The sequence below is a fragment of the Rhizobium sp. P1_B8 genome, from assembly GCF_056406515.1.
In genome coordinates this window covers 70,722-89,311 of sequence record NZ_JBFTZZ010000005.1, presented here as the reverse complement: position 1 = coordinate 89,311, position 18,590 = coordinate 70,722, and the positions used below count along the sequence as shown (strand labels likewise).

Annotated in this window: 21 protein-coding genes; 6 read left to right on the top strand and 15 right to left on the bottom strand. The window is 61.2% G+C overall.

Features of this window, described 5'->3' with window-relative positions; all coding sequences use genetic code 11:
- Nucleotides 1-151: 151 nt before the first annotated feature.
- From AC1D2N_RS08825 to AC1D2N_RS08815, 3 genes are all read right to left on the bottom strand, one after another.
- Complete coding sequence (locus tag AC1D2N_RS08825; protein WP_130651847.1) at nucleotides 152-637, bottom strand: peroxiredoxin; 486 nt, start codon at nucleotides 635-637, stop codon at nucleotides 152-154.
- A 270-nt stretch (nucleotides 638-907) separates the two neighbouring features.
- A complete protein-coding gene (locus AC1D2N_RS08820; protein WP_130651846.1) occupies nucleotides 908-1,957 on the bottom strand; it encodes an IS110 family RNA-guided transposase in 1,050 nt (349 codons plus the stop codon).
- Between the two features lie 224 nt (nucleotides 1,958-2,181).
- Nucleotides 2,182-3,033 carry a protein-disulfide reductase DsbD domain-containing protein gene (locus tag AC1D2N_RS08815; RefSeq protein WP_130748760.1) on the bottom strand — a complete coding sequence of 284 codons (852 nt, stop codon included), beginning with the start codon at nucleotides 3,031-3,033 and terminating at the stop codon, nucleotides 2,182-2,184.
- Nucleotides 3,034-3,174: 141 nt separating this feature from the next.
- Here AC1D2N_RS08815 and AC1D2N_RS08810 point away from each other — a divergent pair, with 141 nt between their 5' ends.
- The 3 genes from AC1D2N_RS08810 (at nucleotide 3,175) to AC1D2N_RS08800 (ending at nucleotide 5,305) form a co-directional block, all read left to right on the top strand.
- Nucleotides 3,175-3,780: a YqgE/AlgH family protein gene (locus tag AC1D2N_RS08810; RefSeq protein WP_018245102.1), complete on the top strand. Its 606-nt coding sequence runs from the start codon at nucleotides 3,175-3,177 to the stop codon at nucleotides 3,778-3,780.
- Nucleotides 3,781-3,879: 99 nt separating this feature from the next.
- Nucleotides 3,880-4,071 (top strand): CsbD family protein, encoded by a 192-nt coding sequence (locus AC1D2N_RS08805; protein WP_003546001.1) that lies wholly within the window; start codon nucleotides 3,880-3,882, stop codon nucleotides 4,069-4,071.
- Nucleotides 4,072-4,219: 148 nt separating this feature from the next.
- Nucleotides 4,220-5,305 (top strand): zinc-binding metallopeptidase family protein, encoded by a 1,086-nt coding sequence (locus AC1D2N_RS08800; RefSeq protein ID WP_130651845.1) that lies wholly within the window; start codon nucleotides 4,220-4,222, stop codon nucleotides 5,303-5,305.
- Nucleotides 5,306-5,502: 197 nt separating this feature from the next.
- Here the strand turns inward: AC1D2N_RS08800 and AC1D2N_RS08795 are convergent, their stop codons facing one another.
- From AC1D2N_RS08795 to AC1D2N_RS08770, 6 genes are all read right to left on the bottom strand, one after another.
- Nucleotides 5,503-5,913 (bottom strand): hypothetical protein, encoded by a 411-nt coding sequence (locus AC1D2N_RS08795; protein WP_130651844.1) that lies wholly within the window; start codon nucleotides 5,911-5,913, stop codon nucleotides 5,503-5,505.
- An 11-nt stretch (nucleotides 5,914-5,924) separates the two neighbouring features.
- Nucleotides 5,925-6,380: a ribonuclease HI gene (rnhA, locus tag AC1D2N_RS08790; protein ID WP_003545999.1), complete on the bottom strand. Its 456-nt coding sequence runs from the start codon at nucleotides 6,378-6,380 to the stop codon at nucleotides 5,925-5,927.
- The gene (locus tag AC1D2N_RS08785) at nucleotides 6,377-7,342 is read right to left on the bottom strand and encodes a homoserine kinase (protein ID WP_130651843.1); all 966 of its coding nucleotides are present in this window, start codon (nucleotides 7,340-7,342) and stop codon (nucleotides 6,377-6,379) included. Before AC1D2N_RS08785 ends, rnhA begins: the two co-directional genes overlap by 4 nt.
- A gap of 70 nt (nucleotides 7,343-7,412) precedes the next feature.
- Nucleotides 7,413-8,414, bottom strand: coding sequence for a 4-hydroxy-3-methylbut-2-enyl diphosphate reductase (gene ispH, locus AC1D2N_RS08780; protein WP_011650764.1), 1,002 nt, complete (start codon nucleotides 8,412-8,414; stop codon nucleotides 7,413-7,415).
- 63 nt (nucleotides 8,415-8,477) lie between these two features.
- Nucleotides 8,478-9,224 carry an SURF1 family protein gene (locus AC1D2N_RS08775; protein WP_205936613.1) on the bottom strand — a complete coding sequence of 249 codons (747 nt, stop codon included), beginning with the start codon at nucleotides 9,222-9,224 and terminating at the stop codon, nucleotides 8,478-8,480.
- A 1-nt stretch (nucleotide 9,225) separates the two neighbouring features.
- Nucleotides 9,226-9,606: a DUF983 domain-containing protein gene (locus AC1D2N_RS08770; RefSeq protein WP_130651841.1), complete on the bottom strand. Its 381-nt coding sequence runs from the start codon at nucleotides 9,604-9,606 to the stop codon at nucleotides 9,226-9,228.
- A gap of 141 nt (nucleotides 9,607-9,747) precedes the next feature.
- Here AC1D2N_RS08770 and AC1D2N_RS08765 point away from each other — a divergent pair, with 141 nt between their 5' ends.
- Complete coding sequence (locus tag AC1D2N_RS08765) at nucleotides 9,748-10,389, top strand: chloramphenicol phosphotransferase CPT family protein (protein ID WP_130651840.1); 642 nt, start codon at nucleotides 9,748-9,750, stop codon at nucleotides 10,387-10,389.
- Between the two features lie 54 nt (nucleotides 10,390-10,443).
- Here AC1D2N_RS08765 and AC1D2N_RS08760 read toward each other — a convergent pair whose 3' ends face one another.
- The 6 genes from AC1D2N_RS08760 to coxB all read right to left on the bottom strand — a co-directional run bounded on the left by AC1D2N_RS08760 (nucleotide 10,444) and on the right by coxB (nucleotide 15,755).
- A complete protein-coding gene (locus tag AC1D2N_RS08760; RefSeq protein WP_018245095.1) occupies nucleotides 10,444-11,322 on the bottom strand; it encodes a cytochrome c oxidase subunit 3 in 879 nt (292 codons plus the stop codon).
- Nucleotides 11,323-11,383: 61 nt separating this feature from the next.
- A complete protein-coding gene (locus AC1D2N_RS08755) occupies nucleotides 11,384-11,992 on the bottom strand; it encodes a cytochrome c oxidase assembly protein (protein WP_130651839.1) in 609 nt (202 codons plus the stop codon).
- Entirely contained in the window at nucleotides 11,989-12,129 is a 141-nt protein-coding gene (locus AC1D2N_RS08750; RefSeq protein WP_018245093.1) for a hypothetical protein, read from the bottom strand. The genes AC1D2N_RS08755 and AC1D2N_RS08750 overlap by 4 nt, the downstream gene beginning before the upstream one ends.
- The gene (locus tag AC1D2N_RS08745; RefSeq protein WP_018449292.1) at nucleotides 12,129-13,079 is read right to left on the bottom strand and encodes a heme o synthase; all 951 of its coding nucleotides are present in this window, start codon (nucleotides 13,077-13,079) and stop codon (nucleotides 12,129-12,131) included. Before AC1D2N_RS08745 ends, AC1D2N_RS08750 begins: the two co-directional genes overlap by 1 nt.
- Nucleotides 13,080-13,146: 67 nt before the next feature.
- The gene (gene ctaD / locus AC1D2N_RS08740) at nucleotides 13,147-14,853 is read right to left on the bottom strand and encodes a cytochrome c oxidase subunit I (protein ID WP_018449293.1); all 1,707 of its coding nucleotides are present in this window, start codon (nucleotides 14,851-14,853) and stop codon (nucleotides 13,147-13,149) included.
- Nucleotides 14,854-14,870: 17 nt separating this feature from the next.
- Nucleotides 14,871-15,755, bottom strand: coding sequence for a cytochrome c oxidase subunit II (gene coxB, locus AC1D2N_RS08735; protein WP_018449294.1), 885 nt, complete (start codon nucleotides 15,753-15,755; stop codon nucleotides 14,871-14,873).
- Between the two features lie 316 nt (nucleotides 15,756-16,071).
- Between coxB and AC1D2N_RS08730 the strand changes: the two genes are divergently transcribed.
- The gene (locus tag AC1D2N_RS08730) at nucleotides 16,072-16,740 is read left to right on the top strand and encodes an invasion associated locus B family protein (RefSeq protein ID WP_018245089.1); all 669 of its coding nucleotides are present in this window, start codon (nucleotides 16,072-16,074) and stop codon (nucleotides 16,738-16,740) included.
- Nucleotides 16,741-17,173: 433 nt separating this feature from the next.
- Nucleotides 17,174-18,589, top strand: coding sequence for a metalloprotease TldD (tldD, locus tag AC1D2N_RS08725; RefSeq protein WP_018245088.1), 1,416 nt, complete (start codon nucleotides 17,174-17,176; stop codon nucleotides 18,587-18,589).
- The last annotated feature ends 1 nt before the right edge of the window (nucleotide 18,590 follow it).

Genomic DNA, 18,590 nt, shown 5'->3' with positions numbered 1-18,590 from the left:
AAGGCGAAGGGACGCATGTCGATTTTTGCGCGCCGGTCGGTTCTAAGACCGTTTTGCACGCCCTGGCATAACCTGGCCCATCGTTGAGCAACCACACAACTGAAAAGGGGCGACCGAACGGCCGCCCCTTCATAACGCAGGCAATGAACGCTCAGAGCTGTTCCAGCATCGCGGCAGCACCCGAGACCGTTGCTTGGCCGGGGCTTTCCTCGACGTTGAGGGCTTTCACCACGCCGTCTTCCACCAGCATCGAATAGCGCTTGGAGCGCAGGCCGAGGCCGCCGGCGGAGAGGTCGGCGTCGAGGCCGACAGCCTTGGTGAAGCTGGCATCCCAATCGGCGAGGAAGTGGATCTTGCCCATGCCGCCGGATGATTGCGCCCAGGCGCCCATCACGTGCCAGTCGTTGACTGATACGACGGCGATATCGTCGACGCCCTTGCCAAGGATGGTATCGCGGTTTTCGAGATAACCCGGCAGGTGGTTCAGCGAGCAGGTCGGCGTAAAGGCGCCCGGTACGGCAAAGAGCACGACGCGTTTGCCGGCGAAGAGCTGATCGGTGGTGATTGCAACCGGGCCGTCAGCCGTCTTTTCCTTGAAGGTGGCGGCAGGAAGCTTGTCGCCGATCGCGATGGTCATGGTCTTCTCCAATGAAAGAACGCAAGGGGCAGAACACCAGCATTTGGCGGCTTTTCCTTGGGTTCGGTTAAGTTTTGACCGGCATTCGCACCGATCGGCAAAGTCTCTCTTTCCGCCGGACAGATCGCTTTGCTGTCCTTCGGTTCTTGAACCAGTCTCCAATGCGTGACCTGATGCCTGGGGCTTCGGTCACAGAGTGGCGTTCGGCTCCCGGTTTCCCATTCTCCTAGAGGAGCGCAGCCCAGTTCTGCCGGGCTCGCTAAACGACCATCAGGACAACCGGGATATCGTCGACGCGCCTTCCATGGTGGCGGTGCCGCGCGGCTCGTAGGCGCGCTGGTCACGCAGGATCTGGAAGGCGATCGTCAGAAGCTTGCGCGCAATCGCCACCCGCGCCTTGTTTATTCCTTTGATCTTCAGATGCTCGTATTGGGCGCGCAGCTGTGGATCGCTGGCGATGGCAGGTGTTACCGCCTCGACGAAGGCCCAGCGCAGCCACTTCTTGCCGTGGAAGGTCTTGCCGCCGGAGGAATAGGTCGAGGGCACAAGCCCGGCATAGGCGGCAAGCTTCTTCGGTTGGCGGAACCGCGATATGTCGTCGATCTCCGCATCGATCAGCCGGGCGAAGAACTCGCCGATGCCGGGGATCGTCTTCAACAGCTTGACGTTGGCATTGGCCTTGGTCATCGCCCGGATCGTTGCTTCCGACTGTTTGATCCGCATGTCGATGTCGCCGATGAAGGCGAGACCACGGTCAATCTGGATGCGGTCGATCTCAGAGACGTTCACTTGAGCCAGCTGGACGCGGCCGGCCTTGCCGAACAGGTCACCGAGCTTCTTCAGCTGTGCCGTCTGCTCCGGATAGCGGTCGAACACCGTGACGATCCGGTTCTTCGTCATCGTGCGCAGCCGCACGTAAAACATCCGCTCGCGCAGCGCGACGCGAAGGTCCCGCGATCTCTCGCTTGGCGCCCAGGCTTCGGGTACCAGATCGGCTCTGAGCAGATGTGCCAGCACCGTCGCGTCGATCTTGTCGGTCTTGATCTTGGCGTCGGCGATCGCCTTAACCTTCAGCGGATGGGCGAGAACGACATCATCACAAATGTCGTCGAGCCAGTCGTAGATCACCATCCAGTTGCGCGTCGCCTCGACAACCGCATGCGAGTTCTCCCGATAGCGTTCGAGAAACCCGCCGAGCGACTGTCGGTCGTTCTTCACCCGGCCGGATCTCAGCGTCTTGCCGCTGCTGTCCTGAACCACCAGGTGGCTGTAGGATTTGTGGTAGTCGACCCCGATATGGTATTCATAAGAGGCAGTCATGCTTCCAACTCCCTTATTGAGATCTTCGAAACCCCAATAGGATAAGCCGAAAGGCTGGAAGTGTGACTGTCCCTCGATCATCATCTGCATCTCAGTGATCCGTTCTCTCAACGGCCGCGGCCTCTTTCATGCCACCTCCTTGGTTCTGGCTTGGGGGTTTCCGGCTTTGGGGGTTCTGCTTGGCGGCGGGCGCAGCAGGGGATCGAGGCGACTATAGGAGCCCATCATTGAAAGGCAAGAGTGGTCTCCATCGCCCTTTCGCCGTCGATGACCAGTACGCCCCAGCGCTTGCCGGATATGTCGTAATTCTCAGGCAGTTTGCCGATAGCGACGTCGACCTTGAAAGTGGCGCCGTCGCGCTTGCCGCCGATCTGCTTGGTGAAGGCATGGCCGCTCGGGCCGGTGACGATGATATCCGGCGCGCTCTTCCCCTCGCCCGCCCCCCCGCCCGGCAGAGCGAGTGTCAAAGACAGCGTCTTCCTATCGGGCGACATCGCATGCGCCGTCACGCCGAAATCCTGCGACGGCGGCTTCGGCAGCTTCGCATCGGCGGCCTGAAGGATCGCCTCCTCTTGCGGGTGCGACTGGATGGCGGGGCCAAGCTTCAGCTGAAAATTCGCCTGGAAGGGAATGCAGATATCCCTGCAGATGCCGATGAAGGCGGCAGCGTCGATCGTAACCGGGCCTTTGCCGGCCGCCGTCAGTGACAGCGGCAGCGTCACCGGCGTGTCATAGGCGATATCCTCGACCGTGCCGTTGAAAAAATGCTTCGGAACGGGATAGGCGATGGCATCGAGTGTGACGCCACTGCCCGCCGGGATGGTGATCTGGGGCGGAATGCCATTGCCGCCGGGCTCTTTCCAATAGGTGATCCAGCCGGGTTTCGGCTCGATCTGAAGGGCGGCGCGGATTTTGCCGCCGGCATCGGGCGCGAGCGCCACGAGGCGCATGCGGCCGCCCTCGTTGTCCGCCCAGGCGCTCATTTCCGCATGGGCGGAATAAAATGGCACAAGGGCTGCGGCCACCGACACAACCGCGATTAAAAGCCTGCGCGGGCCTGAGGAAATAATCATCATGGAACAAAGGTTTACCGAATGTGCTGTTAGACCGCCAGAAGTCGCGGCGATATAAATCTTCATTTTCAGTTGATTGATGTGTGACATTGGCCCATGTTTCTTTTGTCGAGGCCTTGGTGCGGTCTAGCAGCAGGAGGAACGATGTCCTTATTGACGCTGAAGAACAGACGGGAACGTGGCTTCTTCGATGGCCAGTTCCTCATCGCCATGCCGGGCATGGAAGACCGCAATTTTGCGCGCACCGTCATCTACATCTGCGCGCATTCGGATGCCGGGGCCATGGGCTTCGTCATCAACCGGCCACAGAGCCTCACCTTCACCGATGTGCTGCTGCATCTCGACATGATCAAGCAGGAAGATTCGATCGTGCTGCCGAAGCGGGCGCGCGACTTCCCGATCCAGACCGGCGGCCCGGTGGAAAGCGGCCGTGGTTTCGTGCTGCATTCGGACGATTATTCCAGCGACTCCAGCATTCCCGTCAGCGACGACATCTGCCTGACAGCGACGCTCGATATCGTGCGCGCCATCTCCAAGGGCAATGGGCCGACGCGGGCGACGATGCTGCTCGGCTATTCCTCCTGGTCGGCCGGCCAGCTCGAAAGCGAGGTCGTCAACAATGGCTGGCTCACCTGCCCGGCCAATGAGGAACTGATCTTCGACCGCAGCCTCGACGACAAATACGAGCGGGCGCTCGCCGGTATGGGCGTGACCGCTGCGATGCTTTCGGCCGAAGCCGGCCATGCCTGAAAGGCTGGCCTGACGGCAGCGGGAACGAATAGCCAAGAGTGACGTTTCATTTCGGCAAGCATGGACAAAAGGCCCATGCCGACCAAGGAGACATCACTTATGGGTAGCACCAGCGACAAGATTTCCGGTAAGGCAAACGAAATTGCCGGCAAGACCAAGCAGGCCGTCGGCAAGGCGACGGACGATCGCGAGATGCAGGCCAAGGGCGCCGTCCAGGAAGCCAAGGGCAAGGGACAAGTCGCAACCGGCAAGGTCAAGGACAAGCTCAAGGGCGCCGTCGATCGGCTCTGAGCGACAGCACTAAGACGCGCAAAGGACGCTGTGCTTCCGATTTAAGGAATGCGCAGTAGACGCTCATCCTTTATCACCATGCCTGCTGCGCCCTCGCGCGGCAGGCATTTTTAATCCGTCACCCTCATGCTCTGCAGAGATAGATACGATGAAACTTTTTGCCTGCGACAACTGCGATCAGGTCGTCCACTTCGACAACCGTCGATGCGTGCGCTGCAACCATCGCCTCGGCTTCCTGCCCGGCGATCTCGCCATGCATGCGCTGGAGCCGCGCGACGAGACACTCTGGCAGCTCGTTTCCAATCCCGATCGCGACGTCCGCTTCTGCGCCAATGCCGGCCTCGACATCTGCAACTGGCTGGTGGACGGTGACGGCGAGAGCGAATTCTGCGTTGCCTGCCGCCATAACCGGCTGGTTCCGAACACCGATACCCAGGACGGCATCGACCGCTGGCGGCGCATCAGCCAGGCCCAGCGTCATCTGTTTTATTCGCTGCTGCGCTGGAATCTGCCGCATCCCGATCGGGCGCAAGACCCGCAAGGCGGCCTGGTCTTCGATTTTCTCGAGGATTCGATAGAGAGCAACGGTTATATCGTGCCGGCCATGACCGGTCATGAGGAAGGCCTGATCACCATCCGCGCCGCCGAGGCCGACGATGCGACGCGCGAACAGGCGCGCAGCTCGATGAACGAACCCTATCGCACGCTGCTTGGCCATTTCCGCCACGAGGCCGGCCATTTCATCTGGAACAAGCTGGTGCGCGATCGGGGCGGCCTTGCCGATTTTCGCGCCGTCTTCGGCGATGAACGGCAGGACTATGCGACAGCCCTCCAGAACCATTATGCCGGCGGTGCGCCCTTGGGATGGCCGGACAATTTCATCAGCGCCTATGCGGCGTCGCACCCTTGGGAGGATTTCGCCGAATGCTTCGCGCATTACCTCCACATCGTTGATACGCTCGAAACGGCGCGTGCCTTCGGCATCGCCATCGATCCGCGCGGCCATGAGGAAATATCAGGCGAGGTGGATTTCATCCCTTACCGGGCAAGAAGCGCCGAACAACTGGTCAGCGCCTGGGTGCCGCTCAGCCTGGCGATCAACGCCATCCAGCGCAGCATGGGGCAGCCGGACTCCTACCCCTTCGTGTTGTCCTCACCCGTCGTGGCAAAACTCGAATATCTGCACCGGCTGATCCAGGGCGCCGCAACGGCGCCGCAGCAGCAGGCGGCTTGAGGAGCTGGAAAGCTACCGARCCGGGTTACGAGTTCGACTGCTTTCAAGGCGACCAAGATTTTTGGCGGGAGGTGCTTTGCTGGAGCTTGCAAAAATTTCGGCTCGGCGCGGAACTAATTTGGCCGACGTGCACCTTCTCGAAAGCTATGTCGTCGGCTCTCGTCCCGGATCTAACATGCTGCAGGACTCAATCGCATCTAGTTCCATATGGTCGGGACGGGAAACTCGCGCTGACACATAGAAGCGATTGAACGGACCTCGGCAGCCTGTTTGAGTGCCAGTTCGCCAAGCAGATCTGCGTATTTCTGTGTCATGGTATGTGCCTCATCTCTGGTGCTCCCACTAGCGATCATGTTCTTGATGCCGCGCGCGTATAAGATGCGAAACTTGGCTTGATACGCTTGCGCTTTCTTGGGCTCGCGCTTGTCTTTGAATCCCTGAGCGAGATGGCCGTAGTAAGCGGCACACAACATCGGCCGGTCGTCGAAGGGTTTATGCACCGGTTTTTCGGTCGCAACAGCTCTGCTCGCACCACAATACATGCCAAACGCAATCAAAAGGCAGAAAATAGCAATGGTATAGATCGGACTCCTAAAGCTGAGTGACATGTGCACCTTCTTTAAAACGAAACCGCCTTGCCCTTCTTGAACGGCTCCATGCCCCGGCGCGCAAGTTCATCGGCGCGTTCGTTTTCCGGGTGGCCGGCGTGGCCCTTGACCCAGTGCAGCGTCACCTTGTGGCGGTCGCGGGCCGCCTCCAGCGCCTGCCAGAGCTCGGCATTCTTCACCGGCTTCTTGTCTGCGGTCTTCCAGCCGTTTTTCTTCCAGCCGAATATCCACTTGGAGATGCCGTCCTTGACATAGGCGCTGTCGGTATAGAGATCGACCTCGCAAGGGCTCTTCAAGGCCGATAGCGCCGAGATCGCCGCCAGCAGTTCCATACGATTGTTGGTCGTATCCGCCTCGCCGCCGCAAAGCTCCTTTTCGACATCGCCATAACGCAGCACCGCGCCCCAGCCGCCAGGGCCGGGATTGCCGGAGCACGCGCCGTCGGTGAAGATATCGACGTGTTTCATAGGCTCAATCCGTATTCGGCGGGCGATTTGATCTGGCGGTGGAACCGCAGCTTGCGGAGATATTCGAGCGGGTCCTTCTTGGTGACCATGGCGCCTTCCGGCGTCGTCAGCCAGTCATAGAGCCGGGTCAGGAAGAACCGCAGCGCCGACCCACGCGACAGCACCGGCAGGGCAGCGATCTCCGCATCGCTCAACGGCCGGACGCTCTGGTAACCCTCGAGCATCGCCGTGCCCTTGGTGATGTTGTAGGCGCCGTCCTTCTCGAAGCACCAGGCATTCAGGCAGATCGAGACGTCATAGGCGAGCAGATCGTTGCAGGCGAAATAGAAATCGATCAGGCCGGAGAGCTGGTCGCCGAGGAAAAAGACGTTGTCGGGGAAGAGGTCGGCGTGGATGACGCCGGCCGGCAGGCCGCTCGGCCAGGCAGTGGAGAGGAAGTCGAGTTCGCTGCGGATCTCGGTCTGCAGGCCGGGCTCGACCTCGCCGGCGCGCGGCTCGGATTTTTCCCACAGCCCCCGCCAGCCGTCGATCGACAGCGCATTCGCCCGCTTCAGCTCAAAACCATCGCCGGCCACATGCATCTCGGCCAGCGCCCTGCCGACTTCGCGGCAGTGCCTGGCCTCCGGCTTTCTCAGCCACATGCCTTCGAGGAAAGAGATCAGCGCCGCCGGACGGCCGGACAGTGAGCCGAGCAGCGCGCCATCCCGGCGCGGCAGCGGCAGCGGGCAGGACAGACCGCGGGCGGCGAGATGCTGCATCAGGCCGAGGAAGAAAGGCAGATCGCTCTTTTCCACGCGCTTTTCATAGAGCGTCAGGATCAGCGGATCCTTGGAGGTGTGAAGCAGGAAGTTGGAGTTTTCGACGCCTTCGGCAATGCCCTTGTAGGAGAGCAGCGTGCCTGCGTCATATTCCGTCAGGAACCACTTCAGATCGTCTTCGGCGATATCGGTATAGACTGCCAAGTGAGGTCTCGCCCTTCATGCCTTGTTGATATTGGATTTGCCGGAGTGGACGCTAGGCCGAAAGGCCGATCTAGCCGTTGACGAAAGCCATGTCGGCCGCCGTCAGCTCGATATTGCGCAGTTCGCGATTGACGAGGAAGTTTTCGGTTTCCTGCACCGTTTCTGCCAGTTCGACGCGGGCGTCGAAGCGGGCGCGGAAAGCCTCGATGATCTCGTTGACGATGACCTCGGGGGCGGAAGCGCCGGCGGAAAGGCCGAGCGTCGAAATCGCGCCGATCTCGTCCCAGTCGAGCTCGGCGGCGCGCTGCACGAGGATCGATTTCTTCGCCCCTGCCCTGAGCGCCACTTCGACGAGGCGCTTGGAATTGGACGAATTCGGCGCGCCAACGATGATGAAGAGATCGCAGCCCGGGGCTGCCTGCTTCACCACTTCCTGGCGGTTGGTCGTCGCATAACAGATCGAGTCCGCGGCCGGCGCCGTCAGGTTCGGGAAGCGCTCGTGCAGGCGGGTGATGACGCCGGCCGTATCGTCGACCGACAGCGTCGTCTGGGTGACATAGCCGAGATTATCGGGATCGACGGGGACGTAGGCGTCGGCATCCTCGATCGTCTCGATCAGAGAAACCGAACCCTCCGGCAGTTGCCCCATCGTGCCGATCACTTCGGGATGGCCGGCATGGCCGATAAGGACGACATGGCGGCCGAGGCGATTGTGGCGCATCGCCTGCTTGTGGACCTTGGAGACCAGCGGGCAGGTGGCGTCGAGATAGAAGAGGTTACGGCTTGCCGCATCCTCCGGCACGGATTTCGGCACGCCATGGGCGGAGAAGACCACCGGCTGGGCGCGATGTTCGGCCGGGATTTCGTCCAACTCCTCGACGAAGACGGCGCCCTTGGCCTCCAGCCCCTCGACGACATAACGATTGTGGACGATCTCGTGGCGCACATAAACCGGCGCGCCATAGGATTTCAGCGCCAGCACGACGATCTGGATGGCGCGGTCGACGCCGGCGCAGAAGCCGCGTGGACCGCAGAGCCTGATCGTCAAAGGAGGTTTCGCCGCAATATTCATGTCAGTTCCGGGTTGAGAGATTTAGGGACCTCTAGCCCAATATGGTCGAGAATTGAAGTGATACTATTGCTGAGGTGTCTTGGCGCCCTTGCGGAACCAGGAGATCGCCACGACGACGATAAGCACGGCGGCCAGCCCGTACCAGGTGAAAGCATATTGCAGATGGTCGTTCGGCAGATCCACCTGGGTGACGCCGCCGATCGGCAGGCCGGCCGGATTGGGGGTGGAATCGGCGTCGACGAAGAAGGGAATGACGCGCGCTTTCTCCAGCCCGACGCTGGAGGCCATGACGTCGAGATCCTTCCAGTAGAAGATGTTCTTGGCGACGTCGTTGTCGGGCACCACCCAGGAGGGCTTGCCGGGAAGCTTTTCGCGCGCCAGGCCGGTGACGGTCTGCTGATCCGTCAGTTGGCCCTGGATGCGCATTTCCGGCTCCTTGTTGTCAAAGGGAACGAAGCCGCGATTGACGAAGAGAATGCGCCCGTCGGCAAGCTCCAGCGGGGTATAGATGTAATAGCCGGTCTGACCGCGCCAGGTGGCGAAGAAGTGCCGCTCCTTGTTGTTGATATAGCGGCCGGTGGCGGTGACCTTGCGGTATTCGATGTCGCCGCCTGCAGCTGCCATCGCCTCGATGTCGGCAAGCGGCACGGGGCTTGCTGCCTGCCGCGCGGCGATATCGGCGATCAGGCCTTCCTTCCAGTGGAGGCGCTCCACCTGCCAGGTGCCGAGCGAAATCAGGATGGCAAGGGCGATCAGCACCAGGATACCGGTCAAGACAGGCAGCCGCCGGCGCGGCGTTACATGCACCATTTCAGTCACTCAGGCGTCCTTCGCGGGCATTATGACGGTATTGCATGGCGATCAGGATGCCCTTGAACCAGCGCAGCGTCAGCAGCGACAGGACGATCGTCAACGGAGCAAAGAGCAGGATATGCACCCAGATCGGCGGCCCGTAATTCACCTGCAGCCACAACACCATGCCGATGACGATAAAGCCGACGATGAGGATGACGAAGACGGCGGGGCCGTCACCGGAATCGGCAAAGGAATAATCGAGGCCGCAGGCGGCGCAGCGCGGCTTGAGGCCCAACAGGCCATCGAACAGCTTGCCCTGACCGCAGCGCGGGCAGCAGCCTTTAATGCCGGTCTTCACCGGATCGACGGGGGGAAAATGGGCGCTGTCCTCGTTCATGGCATTCCTTCCCGCAGATGCATTCGCGGTCGCGGCTTCTTCAATGCTGCCTTAACTCTCCCATAAAGTATTCGCATCCCGAATGGAAAGGCCTGCGCGGTTTCGCCTCAGCGATTCGCGCCAAACAAAAGAAGAAGACTGATGAGCAACGATAGCCATACCGGACAGATCATTATCCTGAACGGCGCGCCGCGAAGCGGCAAATCCAGCATTGCGCGCGCAATTCAGGAAGGATTCGAGGGACCTTGGATCAACCTCGGCGTCGACACCTACAATGCCATGACACCGAAAAGATACCTGCCCGGTATTGGGCTCAGGCCCGGCGGCGAGCGGCGGGAGCTGGAGGAACTGGTGCCGTTCCTCTATGCGGCGCTTTATGAATCGATCGCCATCCATGCCGGATTAGGACTCAATGTCGTCGCCGATCTCGGTCATCACGATAGCTATTCGCAGCCGCTCGGCATTCTCGGCGACTGCGCCCGGCGGCTGCAAGACTTTTCCGTGCTGTTCGTCGGCGTGCGCTGTCCGATCGAGACGATCATGCAACGGCGGGAGGTCGTACAGGAAGGGCGCGAGACCCTCTACCTGCGCGGCAGCGAGGAGACATCGGTTCCCGAACCGGTGCAGCGCTGGCAGGACGAGGTTCATCGTCCCGGTATCTATGACATGGAGGTCGATACGTCAGTGCTTACGGCGCTCGAATGTGCCGAGGCGATCCGCCACCAGCTTGATCTCGGCATTCCCGAGCCATCGGCCTTCGAAAGGCTGGCCGGTTTGCGTTGAAACAAAAAAGGCGGGGCCAATGGCACCCGCCTTTTTGATTTTTATCCGTCCCGATCAGCCGGCTGCGAGGGGTGCGCCCCAGCCGCCCCAGACGTAGATGCAGAAGAACAGGAACAACCAGACGACGTCGACGAAATGCCAGTACCAGGCTGCCGCCTCGAAGCCGAAATGCTGCTTTGGGGTGAAGTCGCCGCGCAGCGCACGGATCAGGCAGACACCCAGGAAGATCGTGCCGACGAGGACGTGGAAACCGTGGAAGCCGGTCGCCATGAAGAAGGTCGCGCCGTAGATCGAATTCTTGAAGGCGAAGGGCGCGTGGGCATATTCATAGGCTTGGACGCTGGAGAACAACACGCCGAGCAGCACCGTCAGCGTCAGGCCCTGGATCAGGCCCTTGCGGTCGTTGTGCAGCAGCGCATGGTGCGCCCAGGTGACCGTCGTGCCCGACAGGAGCAGGATGACGGTGTTGTAGATCGGCAGGTGCCAGGGATCGAGGACCTCGATGCCCTTCGGCGGCCAGGTGCCGCCGGTATAGAGCAGGCGCGAGGCCTGGATCGCTTCGTTCGGATAGAGGCTGGCGTCGAAATAGGCCCAGAACCAGGCGACGAAGAACATCACTTCCGAAGCGATGAACATGATCATGCCGTAGCGCAGGTGCAGCGAGACGACGCGGGTATGGGAACCCTCATGGGCTTCCTTCACCGTATCGGCCCACCAGCCGTACATGACGTAGAGCACCAGCGCGAAGCCGATGTAGAAGAGCCAGGGATTGGCGAGTTCCGCGCCGGCAACCTTGAAGGAACCGCCGTTCAGGTAGCGCATGTAGCAGACGCCGCCGATCGCCATGATGAAGGCGCCGAGCGAGGCGAGAATCGGCCACGGGCTCGGATCGATGATGTGATAGTCGTGATTCTTCTGGTGAGCATCGGCCATGTAGCTATCCCCGGATGTCTTCCTTCACTCCGTTCCCGGCATAGCCGGAAACGAGCCTTGATCAAAGTTTCTTTTCAATCTTCTCCGCTCCACCCTCATTCGAAGCCACCGGCTTCGGACCCTCTTTCGGGTAGAACGTATATGACAGCGTGACCGTGTGGATATCCTTGGATTCCACGGCCTTGACGATTTCGGGATCGATGTAGAACACGACAGGCATGTCGAGCTTCTCGCCCGGCTTCAGGTCCGTTTCCGTAAAGCAGAAACATTGCACCTTGTTGAAATAGACACCCGCTTCGCCCGGCGTGACGTTGAAAACCGCCTGGCCGCGCTGGGTTTCGTTCGAACGATTCTCGGCGGTGAAATTGACCTGGATCGTCTCGCCGATCTTCGGATTGACCTCGCGCTCGACCGGCTTGAATTCCCATTGCAGGCCGGGCGCGACATTGGCGTCGAAAGTGACGCGCATCGTGCGATCAAGCACGACGCTCGACACCTGGTCGACGCGCTGCGTCGTGCCGTTATAGCCGGTCACCTGGCAGAAGATGCGATAGAGCGGCACGGCGGCATAGCTCATCGCGCCCATGCCGAAGACGAAGCTCAGACACATCATCACGACGGCGCCGTTATTGCGGCCCTGCTTCTGCGGTGTACCGGCGTTTTCGCTCATCCAGCCATTCCCCCGCCGATCTTCACGATGGTGATCGCGTAGAACAGAATAACGAGGCCGGCGAGCACCAGCCCGAGGGCGACGTTGCGGTTGCGGCGCGACTTGCGCTGCGCTTCCGTGAGCTTGATCAATTCCATCAGAACCAACCTCCCGCATGCGAGACCAGCAGCGAGGCCAGCCGGTCGATCATCAAGGCGGAGAACACGGCGAAGAGATAGAAGATCGAGAAGCCGAAGAGCTTCTTCGCCGGGATCATCTTCAGATCGCCGTCGGGCATGCGCCAGACGGCGATGGAACAGTATATGAAGATCGCGCCGAGAGCGGCAGCGACGAGGCCATAACCGAGGCTCGCGAAACCGAGGAAGGACGGCAACACCGCGCAGACGGCGGTCAGCACCGCATAGGCAACGATCTGATGCTTGGTCACCCGTTCGCCGGCGACGTTCGGCAGCATCGGCACCCCGACGGCCTCGTAATCGCGCATCTTGAAGAGGGCAAGCGCCCAGAAATGCGCCGGCGTCCACAGGAAGATGATGAGGAAGAGAACCGTGCTCTCGATCGTCACGCTGTTGGTCACGCAAGCCCAGCCGATCATCGGCGGGAAGGCGCCGGCGGCACCGCCGATGACGATGTTCTGCGGCGTCGAGCGCTTCAGCCACATGGTGTAGACGACGGCATAGAAGAAGATGGTGAAAGCGAGGATGCCGGCCGAGAGCCAGTTGACCGCCAGGCCGAGGATCACCACCGAGAAGCCTGACAGAACCAGGCCGAAGGCGAGCGCCTCGGAGGGTGCGATGCGGCCGGCCGGGATCGGACGGTTGGCCGTGCGGCTCATGATCGCATCGATATCGGCGTCATACCACATGTTCAGCGCGCCGGAGGCTCCGGCGCCAACGGCGATACAGAGGATGGCGATCAGGCCGAGGACAGGATGGATGTGGCCCGGCGCCAGCACGAGACCGGCAAAGGCAGTGAAGACCACGAGCGACATGACCCGTGGCTTCAACAATTCGAAATAATCGCGCGCACTCGCTTCCGACAATTCGCCGTCCTTTGCAAGCACCTCGTGATTGTCGATGACCGTCATCATTCCGTCCTGAATGTCTTACCATCAGGACGCCGTATCGAACGCGGCGTCCTGATGTCCGCGCAATTTACTTGATGCGCGGAAGCTGTTCCCACTGGTGATAGGGCGGCGGCGAAGGCAGCTGCCATTCGAGCGTCGTTGCACCCTCACCCCACGGATTGTCGCCGGCGACGCGCTTCTTGGCGAAGGCTTCGAAGACGCCATAGAGGAAGATCAGCACACCGAAGGCCGAGATGTAGGAGCCGATCGAGGAAACATAGTTCCAGCCGGCAAAGGCATCCGGATAGTCGATGTAGCGGCGCGGCATGCCGGCGAGGCCGAGGAAGTGCTGCGGGAAGAACACCAGGTTGACGCCGATGAACATGATCCAGAAATGCAGCTTGCCGACCAGCTCGTTGTACATGTAGCCGGTCATCTTCGGGAACCAGTAGTACCAGCCGGCGAAGATCGCGAAGACGGCGCCGAGCGACAGAACGTAGTGGAAGTGGGCCACGACGTAATAGGTGTCATGCAGCGAACGGTCGAGACCGGCATTGGCAAGCTGGACGCCGGTGACGCCGCCGACCGTGAACAGGAAGATGAAGCCGATCGCCCAGAGCATCGGCGTGCGGAACGAGATCGAACCGCCCCACATCGTCGCAATCCAGGAGAAGATCTTCACGCCCGTCGGAACGGCGATGACCATCGTCGCGAAGACGAAGTAGCGCTGCGCGTCGAGCGACAGGCCGACCGTGTACATGTGGTGGGCCCAGACGACGAAGCCGACGGCGCCGATCGCGACCATGGCGTAGGCCATGCCGAGGTAGCCGAAGATCGGCTTCTTCGAGAAGGTCGAGATGATGTGGCTGACCATGCCGAAGCCCGGCAGGATGAGGATGTAGACCTCGGGGTGACCGAAGAACCAGAACAGGTGCTGGTAAAGGATCGGGTCGCCGCCACCTTCCGGAGAGAAGAAGGAGGTGCCGAAGTTGCGGTCGGTAAGCAGCATGGTGATGCCGCCTGCCAGAACCGGCAGCGACAGCAGCAGCAGGAAGGCGGTGATCAGCACGGACCAGGCAAACAGCGGCATCTTGTGCAGCGTCATGCCGGGAGCGCGCATGTTGAGGATCGTGGTGATGAAGTTGATCGCACCAAGGATCGACGAGGCGCCGGCAATGTGGAGCGCGAAGATCGCCAGATCGACCGCCGGTCCCGGCGTGCCGCTCGTTGCCAGCGGCGGATACATCGTCCAGCCGCCACCCGTGCCATAGGCGCCTGCCGGGCCTTCGACGAACATCGACAGCAGCAGCAGCGCGAAGGCGGGAACAATCAGCCAGAAGGAGATGTTGTTCAGACGCGGGAAAGCCATATCCGGCGCGCCGATCATGATCGGCACCATCCAGTTGGCGAAACCGCCGATCATCGCCGGCATGACCATGAAGAAGATCATGATCAGCGCGTGCGCCGTCGTGAACATGTTGAACATCTGCTTGGCGCCGTCGATTGCGGCATCGCCCTCATAGCCGTAGACCATCGAGGCCAGGCCGTGGAAGATCTGGATGCCCGGCTCCTGCAGCTCCATGCGCATGGCAACCGACAGCGCGCCGCCGATGATGCCGGCAATGATCGCGAAGATCAGATAGAGCGTGCCGATGTCCTTGTGGTTGGTCGAGAACAGCCAGCGATTGGCAAAGCTCGGCTTGTGCCCGTGATCGTGGTGATCGTGATCATCATGCGCGTGGTCATGATGGGCGTGATCATGAGAATGATCGTCGTGAGCGGAAGGTCCAGCCATTGTCCCGATCCCCTTAATTACTGTGCTTCGGCGACGTTGACGGTCTTTGCGGGACCATCGGTTGCAGCCATGAGTGTCTTGTAGGCGCCGGGCAGGTCGCTGGCGGCTGCGGTCAGCCACTGCTTGTACTTGTCCTCGGAGACGACGCGGATGGCGATCGGCATGAACGCATGGTCCTTGCCGCAGAGCTCGGAACACTGGCCGTAGAACAGGCCTTCGCGCTCGGCCCTGAACCAGGTCTCGTTCAAGCGGCCCGGCACGGCATCGATCTTGACGCCGAAGGAAGGCATGGCGAAGGCGTGGATGACGTCGGTCGGCGCAGAGGTCACGAGAACGCGGACCGTCTTGTTGACCGGCAGGACCAGCTCGTTATCGACGGCGAGAAGTCTGGGATAGATCGACTTGTCTTCCTTGCCGGCGGCTGCACGATCCTGATCCTTCAGCAGGTAGGAATCGAAAGCCAGCGGGCTTTCGCCCGAACCTTCATATTCGTAGTTCCACTGCCACTGGGTGGCGGTCGCCTTGATCGTGACGTCGGGGTTTTCAGGCAGCGTCAGCTGCGCCGTCAGCAGGTTGAACGAAGGAATGGCGAGAAGAAGAAGCACCAGGACCGGCCCCACGGTCCAGGCAATCTCGATCAGGGTGTTGTGGCTCGTCTTCGAGGGAACCGGGTTCGCGCTGGCGCGGAACTTGAAACAGACGACGATGAGCAGGACCAGAACGAAAAGCGTGATCGGAACGATAAACCACAGGGTATATTGTTCGAACCAATGGATTTCCCGCATGATCGGCGTTGCCGCCGGCTGCAGCGTTGCCTGCCACGGCATGGGCTGGTCGGCATATGTGCCGGAAGCAAAAAGCAGACAGACCAGCGTGGTCAGGGCTGCATAAGCCTTCTTCATCACCTTATTATCTCCCTCGAGCGCTTGACCTGCAAAATAGAACGCAGAATCCTTGCCATCTTCAGCGCTTCAAACCACAGTTTGGCATTTGCCGCAACAGGTCAGAGCAATTGTCTATGCGGCATTTTTGCTCAAAGCATAGGCAGGTCAGAACGGCAAAACATCCCAAGTTTTTCATCAGCATATGAAAAATCGGCTTTCCGGCCAATCCGCGCGCGACACATTATTTCGCAAAGGTCCAATTTCCGCCGCAGTCCCCCGGTTTTCACGGGGTGGGGCTTTTCATTTTTGGTGGGCAGCTTCAACAATAGCCGCAATGATTCGATATCCAGAGGTTTCCATGGGTTTCCGTTCCCTCGCGCAGTCGCTTCTCCTGACTGCCAGCATCGCGGCCGCAGCGACGACGCCCGTTTTCGCACAGCAGCAACCCACGCCGTCACAGGCCAAGCCCCCCGCTGCCGCGCCGGCGCCGACCCCTGCTCCGGCGCCGCAGCAGCCGAGCGCCGCCAAACCGAATGTCGAACAGGTGACACCCGGCCAGACGCAGCCGCCGGCGCCAGGCACGGTAAAGTCCAATCATGGCGCGTGGTCTGTCGTCTGCGACAAGCCGGCCGGGGCTGCGACCGAACAATGCGCGCTGATGCAGAACGTCATCGCCGAGGATCGGCCGGAAGTCGGGCTTTCCGTCGTCGTCCTGAAGACGGCCGACCGCAAGTCGAAGATCCTGCGCGTGCTGGCGCCACTCGGCGTGCTGCTGCCGAACGGCCTCGGGCTCAATGTCGACGGCAAGGATATCGGCCGCGCCTATTTCGTCCGCTGCTTTGCCGATGGCTGCTACGCCGAGGTCGTGCTCGAGGACGAGTTGCTCAAGACCTTCCGCAGCGGCGCCCAGGCAACCTTCATCGTCTTCCAGACGCCGGAAGAAGGCATCGGCATCCCCGTCGACCTCAAGGGCTTCGCCGAAGGCTTCGACGCCCTGCCGTGATGCGCAGGCTAGTCGCGACGTCTCGATTCCCTCTTCTCCCCAGCGGGGAGAAGGTGCCCGTAGGGCGGATGAGGGGGCCGGCGAAGCCGGTCTTTTGAACAAAGCCCATGCGAGCTGCGACCGCGCTGGCACCGCCTCGACTGTGCTCAGGGTCTTGAGAGACGGCGTTATCGTTGGCGTACCGGGAACAGGGTTTACGTGAAGGATCTGCCGTGCAGCCCCCTCATCCGCCTGCCGGCACCTTCTCCCCGAGGGGAGAAGAGATTGCGCCGCGCCCTCTCCGTTCCCCGCCGGCTCATCGCATGGTACGTTCCGTCTCGCCACATCATCCTGCCCAACAAAGAATAATTCGACGGCGGGGCTTCACTCCTTATTATGTGGAGCCCTATCTAGGGAGTAAGTGCACTCCTGAACGCATGCTTGGAGCCATACCATGACCACCGATCTCCTGACGCTTTTCGATGCCGATGAAGCCACGATGCGCAAGCACGTGGCCGAGGCTCTGTCCGGCGCCGATGATGGCGAACTGTTCATCGAGCATGCGCAGGCGGAAGCGCTGACTTTCGACAATGGCCGGCTGAAGGGCGGCAGCTTCAACACCGAACAGGGTTTCGGCCTGCGCGCCGTTGCCGGCGAAGCGGTCGGCTATGCCCATGCCGGCGATCTCTCGGTGGCGGCGTTGAAGCGGGCGGCCGATGCCGTCGGCGCGGTGACGCGCGGCTATTCCGGCTCCTATGCGGCAGCGCCCCAGGGCACCAACAAGAAATTCTACAGCGACGAGAACCCGATCGGGCAGCCGAGCTTCGAGGAGAAGGTCAAGGTCCTGCAGGACATCGACGCCTATCTCAGGGGCAAGGATGACAAGGTGCGGCAGGTGACGGCCTCGGTCGCCGCAAGCTGGCAGGTCGTCGATATCCTGCGTGCCGACGGACACCGCGTCCGCGACATCAGACCGATGACGCGCATCAACATCTCGGTCATGGTCGGCGAAGGCGATCGGCAGGAGAGCGGCTCCTATGGCAGCGGCGGGCGCATCGGCTTCGGCGATTTCATTGCCGAAGGCAGCTGGCAATACGGCGCCGACGAGGCGCTGCGCCAGGCGCTCGTCAATCTCGAGGCGATCGATGCGCCGGCGGGCACGATGGACGTGGTGCTCGGCTCCGGCTGGCCGGGCGTGATGCTGCACGAGGCTGTTGGTCACGGGCTGGAAGGCGATTTCAACCGCAAGAAGACGTCGGCTTTTGCCGGCCTTCTCGGCCAGATGGTCGCCGCTCCCGGCGTCACCGTCGTCGATGACGGCACGATCGACAATCGCCGCGGCTCGATCACCATCGACGACGAGGGCACGCCGTCTGCCTATAACGTGCTGATCGAAAACGGCAAGCTCGTCGGCTATATGCAGGATCGGCAGAATGCCCGGCTGATGGGCATGGCGCCCACCGGCAACGGCCGCCGCCAGGGCTATTCCCATGTGCCGATGCCGCGCATGACCAACACCTATATGCTCGGCGGCGACAAGACGCCCGAGGAAATCATCGCCTCGGTGAAGAAGGGCATCTATGCCGTCTCCTTCGGCGGCGGCCAGGTTGATATCACCTCCGGCAAGTTCGTCTTCGGCTGCACCGAGGCCTATCTGATCGAGAACGGCAAGGTCGGCGCGCCGATCAAGGGCGCGATGCTGATCGGCAACGGTCCGGACGCGATGAAGCGGGTGTCGATGATCGGCAATGACATGAAGCTCGATACCGGCATCGGCAATTGCGGCAAGGCCGGCCAATGGGTTCCCGTCGGCGTCGGCCAGCCGCACCTGCGCATGGATCAGGTGACGGTCGGCGGCACGCAGACCTGAG

Coding starts and splice junctions, on each gene's coding strand:
- AC1D2N_RS08745 (WP_018449292.1), bottom strand. CDS start 13,079: ATGACGGTCATCGACAATCACGAGGTGCTTGCAAAGGACGGCGAATTG.
- tldD (WP_018245088.1), top strand. CDS start 17,174: ATGACCACCGATCTCCTGACGCTTTTCGATGCCGATGAAGCCACGATG.
- AC1D2N_RS08810 (WP_018245102.1), top strand. CDS start 3,175: ATGTCCTTATTGACGCTGAAGAACAGACGGGAACGTGGCTTCTTCGAT.
- AC1D2N_RS08765 (WP_130651840.1), top strand. CDS start 9,748: ATGAGCAACGATAGCCATACCGGACAGATCATTATCCTGAACGGCGCG.
- coxB (WP_018449294.1), bottom strand. CDS start 15,755: ATGAAGAAGGCTTATGCAGCCCTGACCACGCTGGTCTGTCTGCTTTTT.
- AC1D2N_RS08775 (WP_205936613.1), bottom strand. CDS start 9,224: ATGGTGCATGTAACGCCGCGCCGGCGGCTGCCTGTCTTGACCGGTATC.
- AC1D2N_RS08770 (WP_130651841.1), bottom strand. CDS start 9,606: ATGAACGAGGACAGCGCCCATTTTCCCCCCGTCGATCCGGTGAAGACC.
- ispH (WP_011650764.1), bottom strand. CDS start 8,414: ATGAATATTGCGGCGAAACCTCCTTTGACGATCAGGCTCTGCGGTCCA.
- AC1D2N_RS08815 (WP_130748760.1), bottom strand. CDS start 3,033: ATGATGATTATTTCCTCAGGCCCGCGCAGGCTTTTAATCGCGGTTGTG.
- AC1D2N_RS08750 (WP_018245093.1), bottom strand. CDS start 12,129: ATGGAATTGATCAAGCTCACGGAAGCGCAGCGCAAGTCGCGCCGCAAC.
- AC1D2N_RS08800 (WP_130651845.1), top strand. CDS start 4,220: ATGAAACTTTTTGCCTGCGACAACTGCGATCAGGTCGTCCACTTCGAC.
- AC1D2N_RS08760 (WP_018245095.1), bottom strand. CDS start 11,322: ATGGCCGATGCTCACCAGAAGAATCACGACTATCACATCATCGATCCG.
- AC1D2N_RS08730 (WP_018245089.1), top strand. CDS start 16,072: ATGATTCGATATCCAGAGGTTTCCATGGGTTTCCGTTCCCTCGCGCAG.
- ctaD (WP_018449293.1), bottom strand. CDS start 14,853: ATGGCTGGACCTTCCGCTCACGACGATCATTCTCATGATCACGCCCAT.
- rnhA (WP_003545999.1), bottom strand. CDS start 6,380: ATGAAACACGTCGATATCTTCACCGACGGCGCGTGCTCCGGCAATCCC.
- AC1D2N_RS08820 (WP_130651846.1), bottom strand. CDS start 1,957: ATGACTGCCTCTTATGAATACCATATCGGGGTCGACTACCACAAATCC.
- AC1D2N_RS08755 (WP_130651839.1), bottom strand. CDS start 11,992: ATGAGCGAAAACGCCGGTACACCGCAGAAGCAGGGCCGCAATAACGGC.
- AC1D2N_RS08795 (WP_130651844.1), bottom strand. CDS start 5,913: ATGTCACTCAGCTTTAGGAGTCCGATCTATACCATTGCTATTTTCTGC.
- AC1D2N_RS08825 (WP_130651847.1), bottom strand. CDS start 637: ATGACCATCGCGATCGGCGACAAGCTTCCTGCCGCCACCTTCAAGGAA.
- AC1D2N_RS08805 (WP_003546001.1), top strand. CDS start 3,880: ATGGGTAGCACCAGCGACAAGATTTCCGGTAAGGCAAACGAAATTGCC.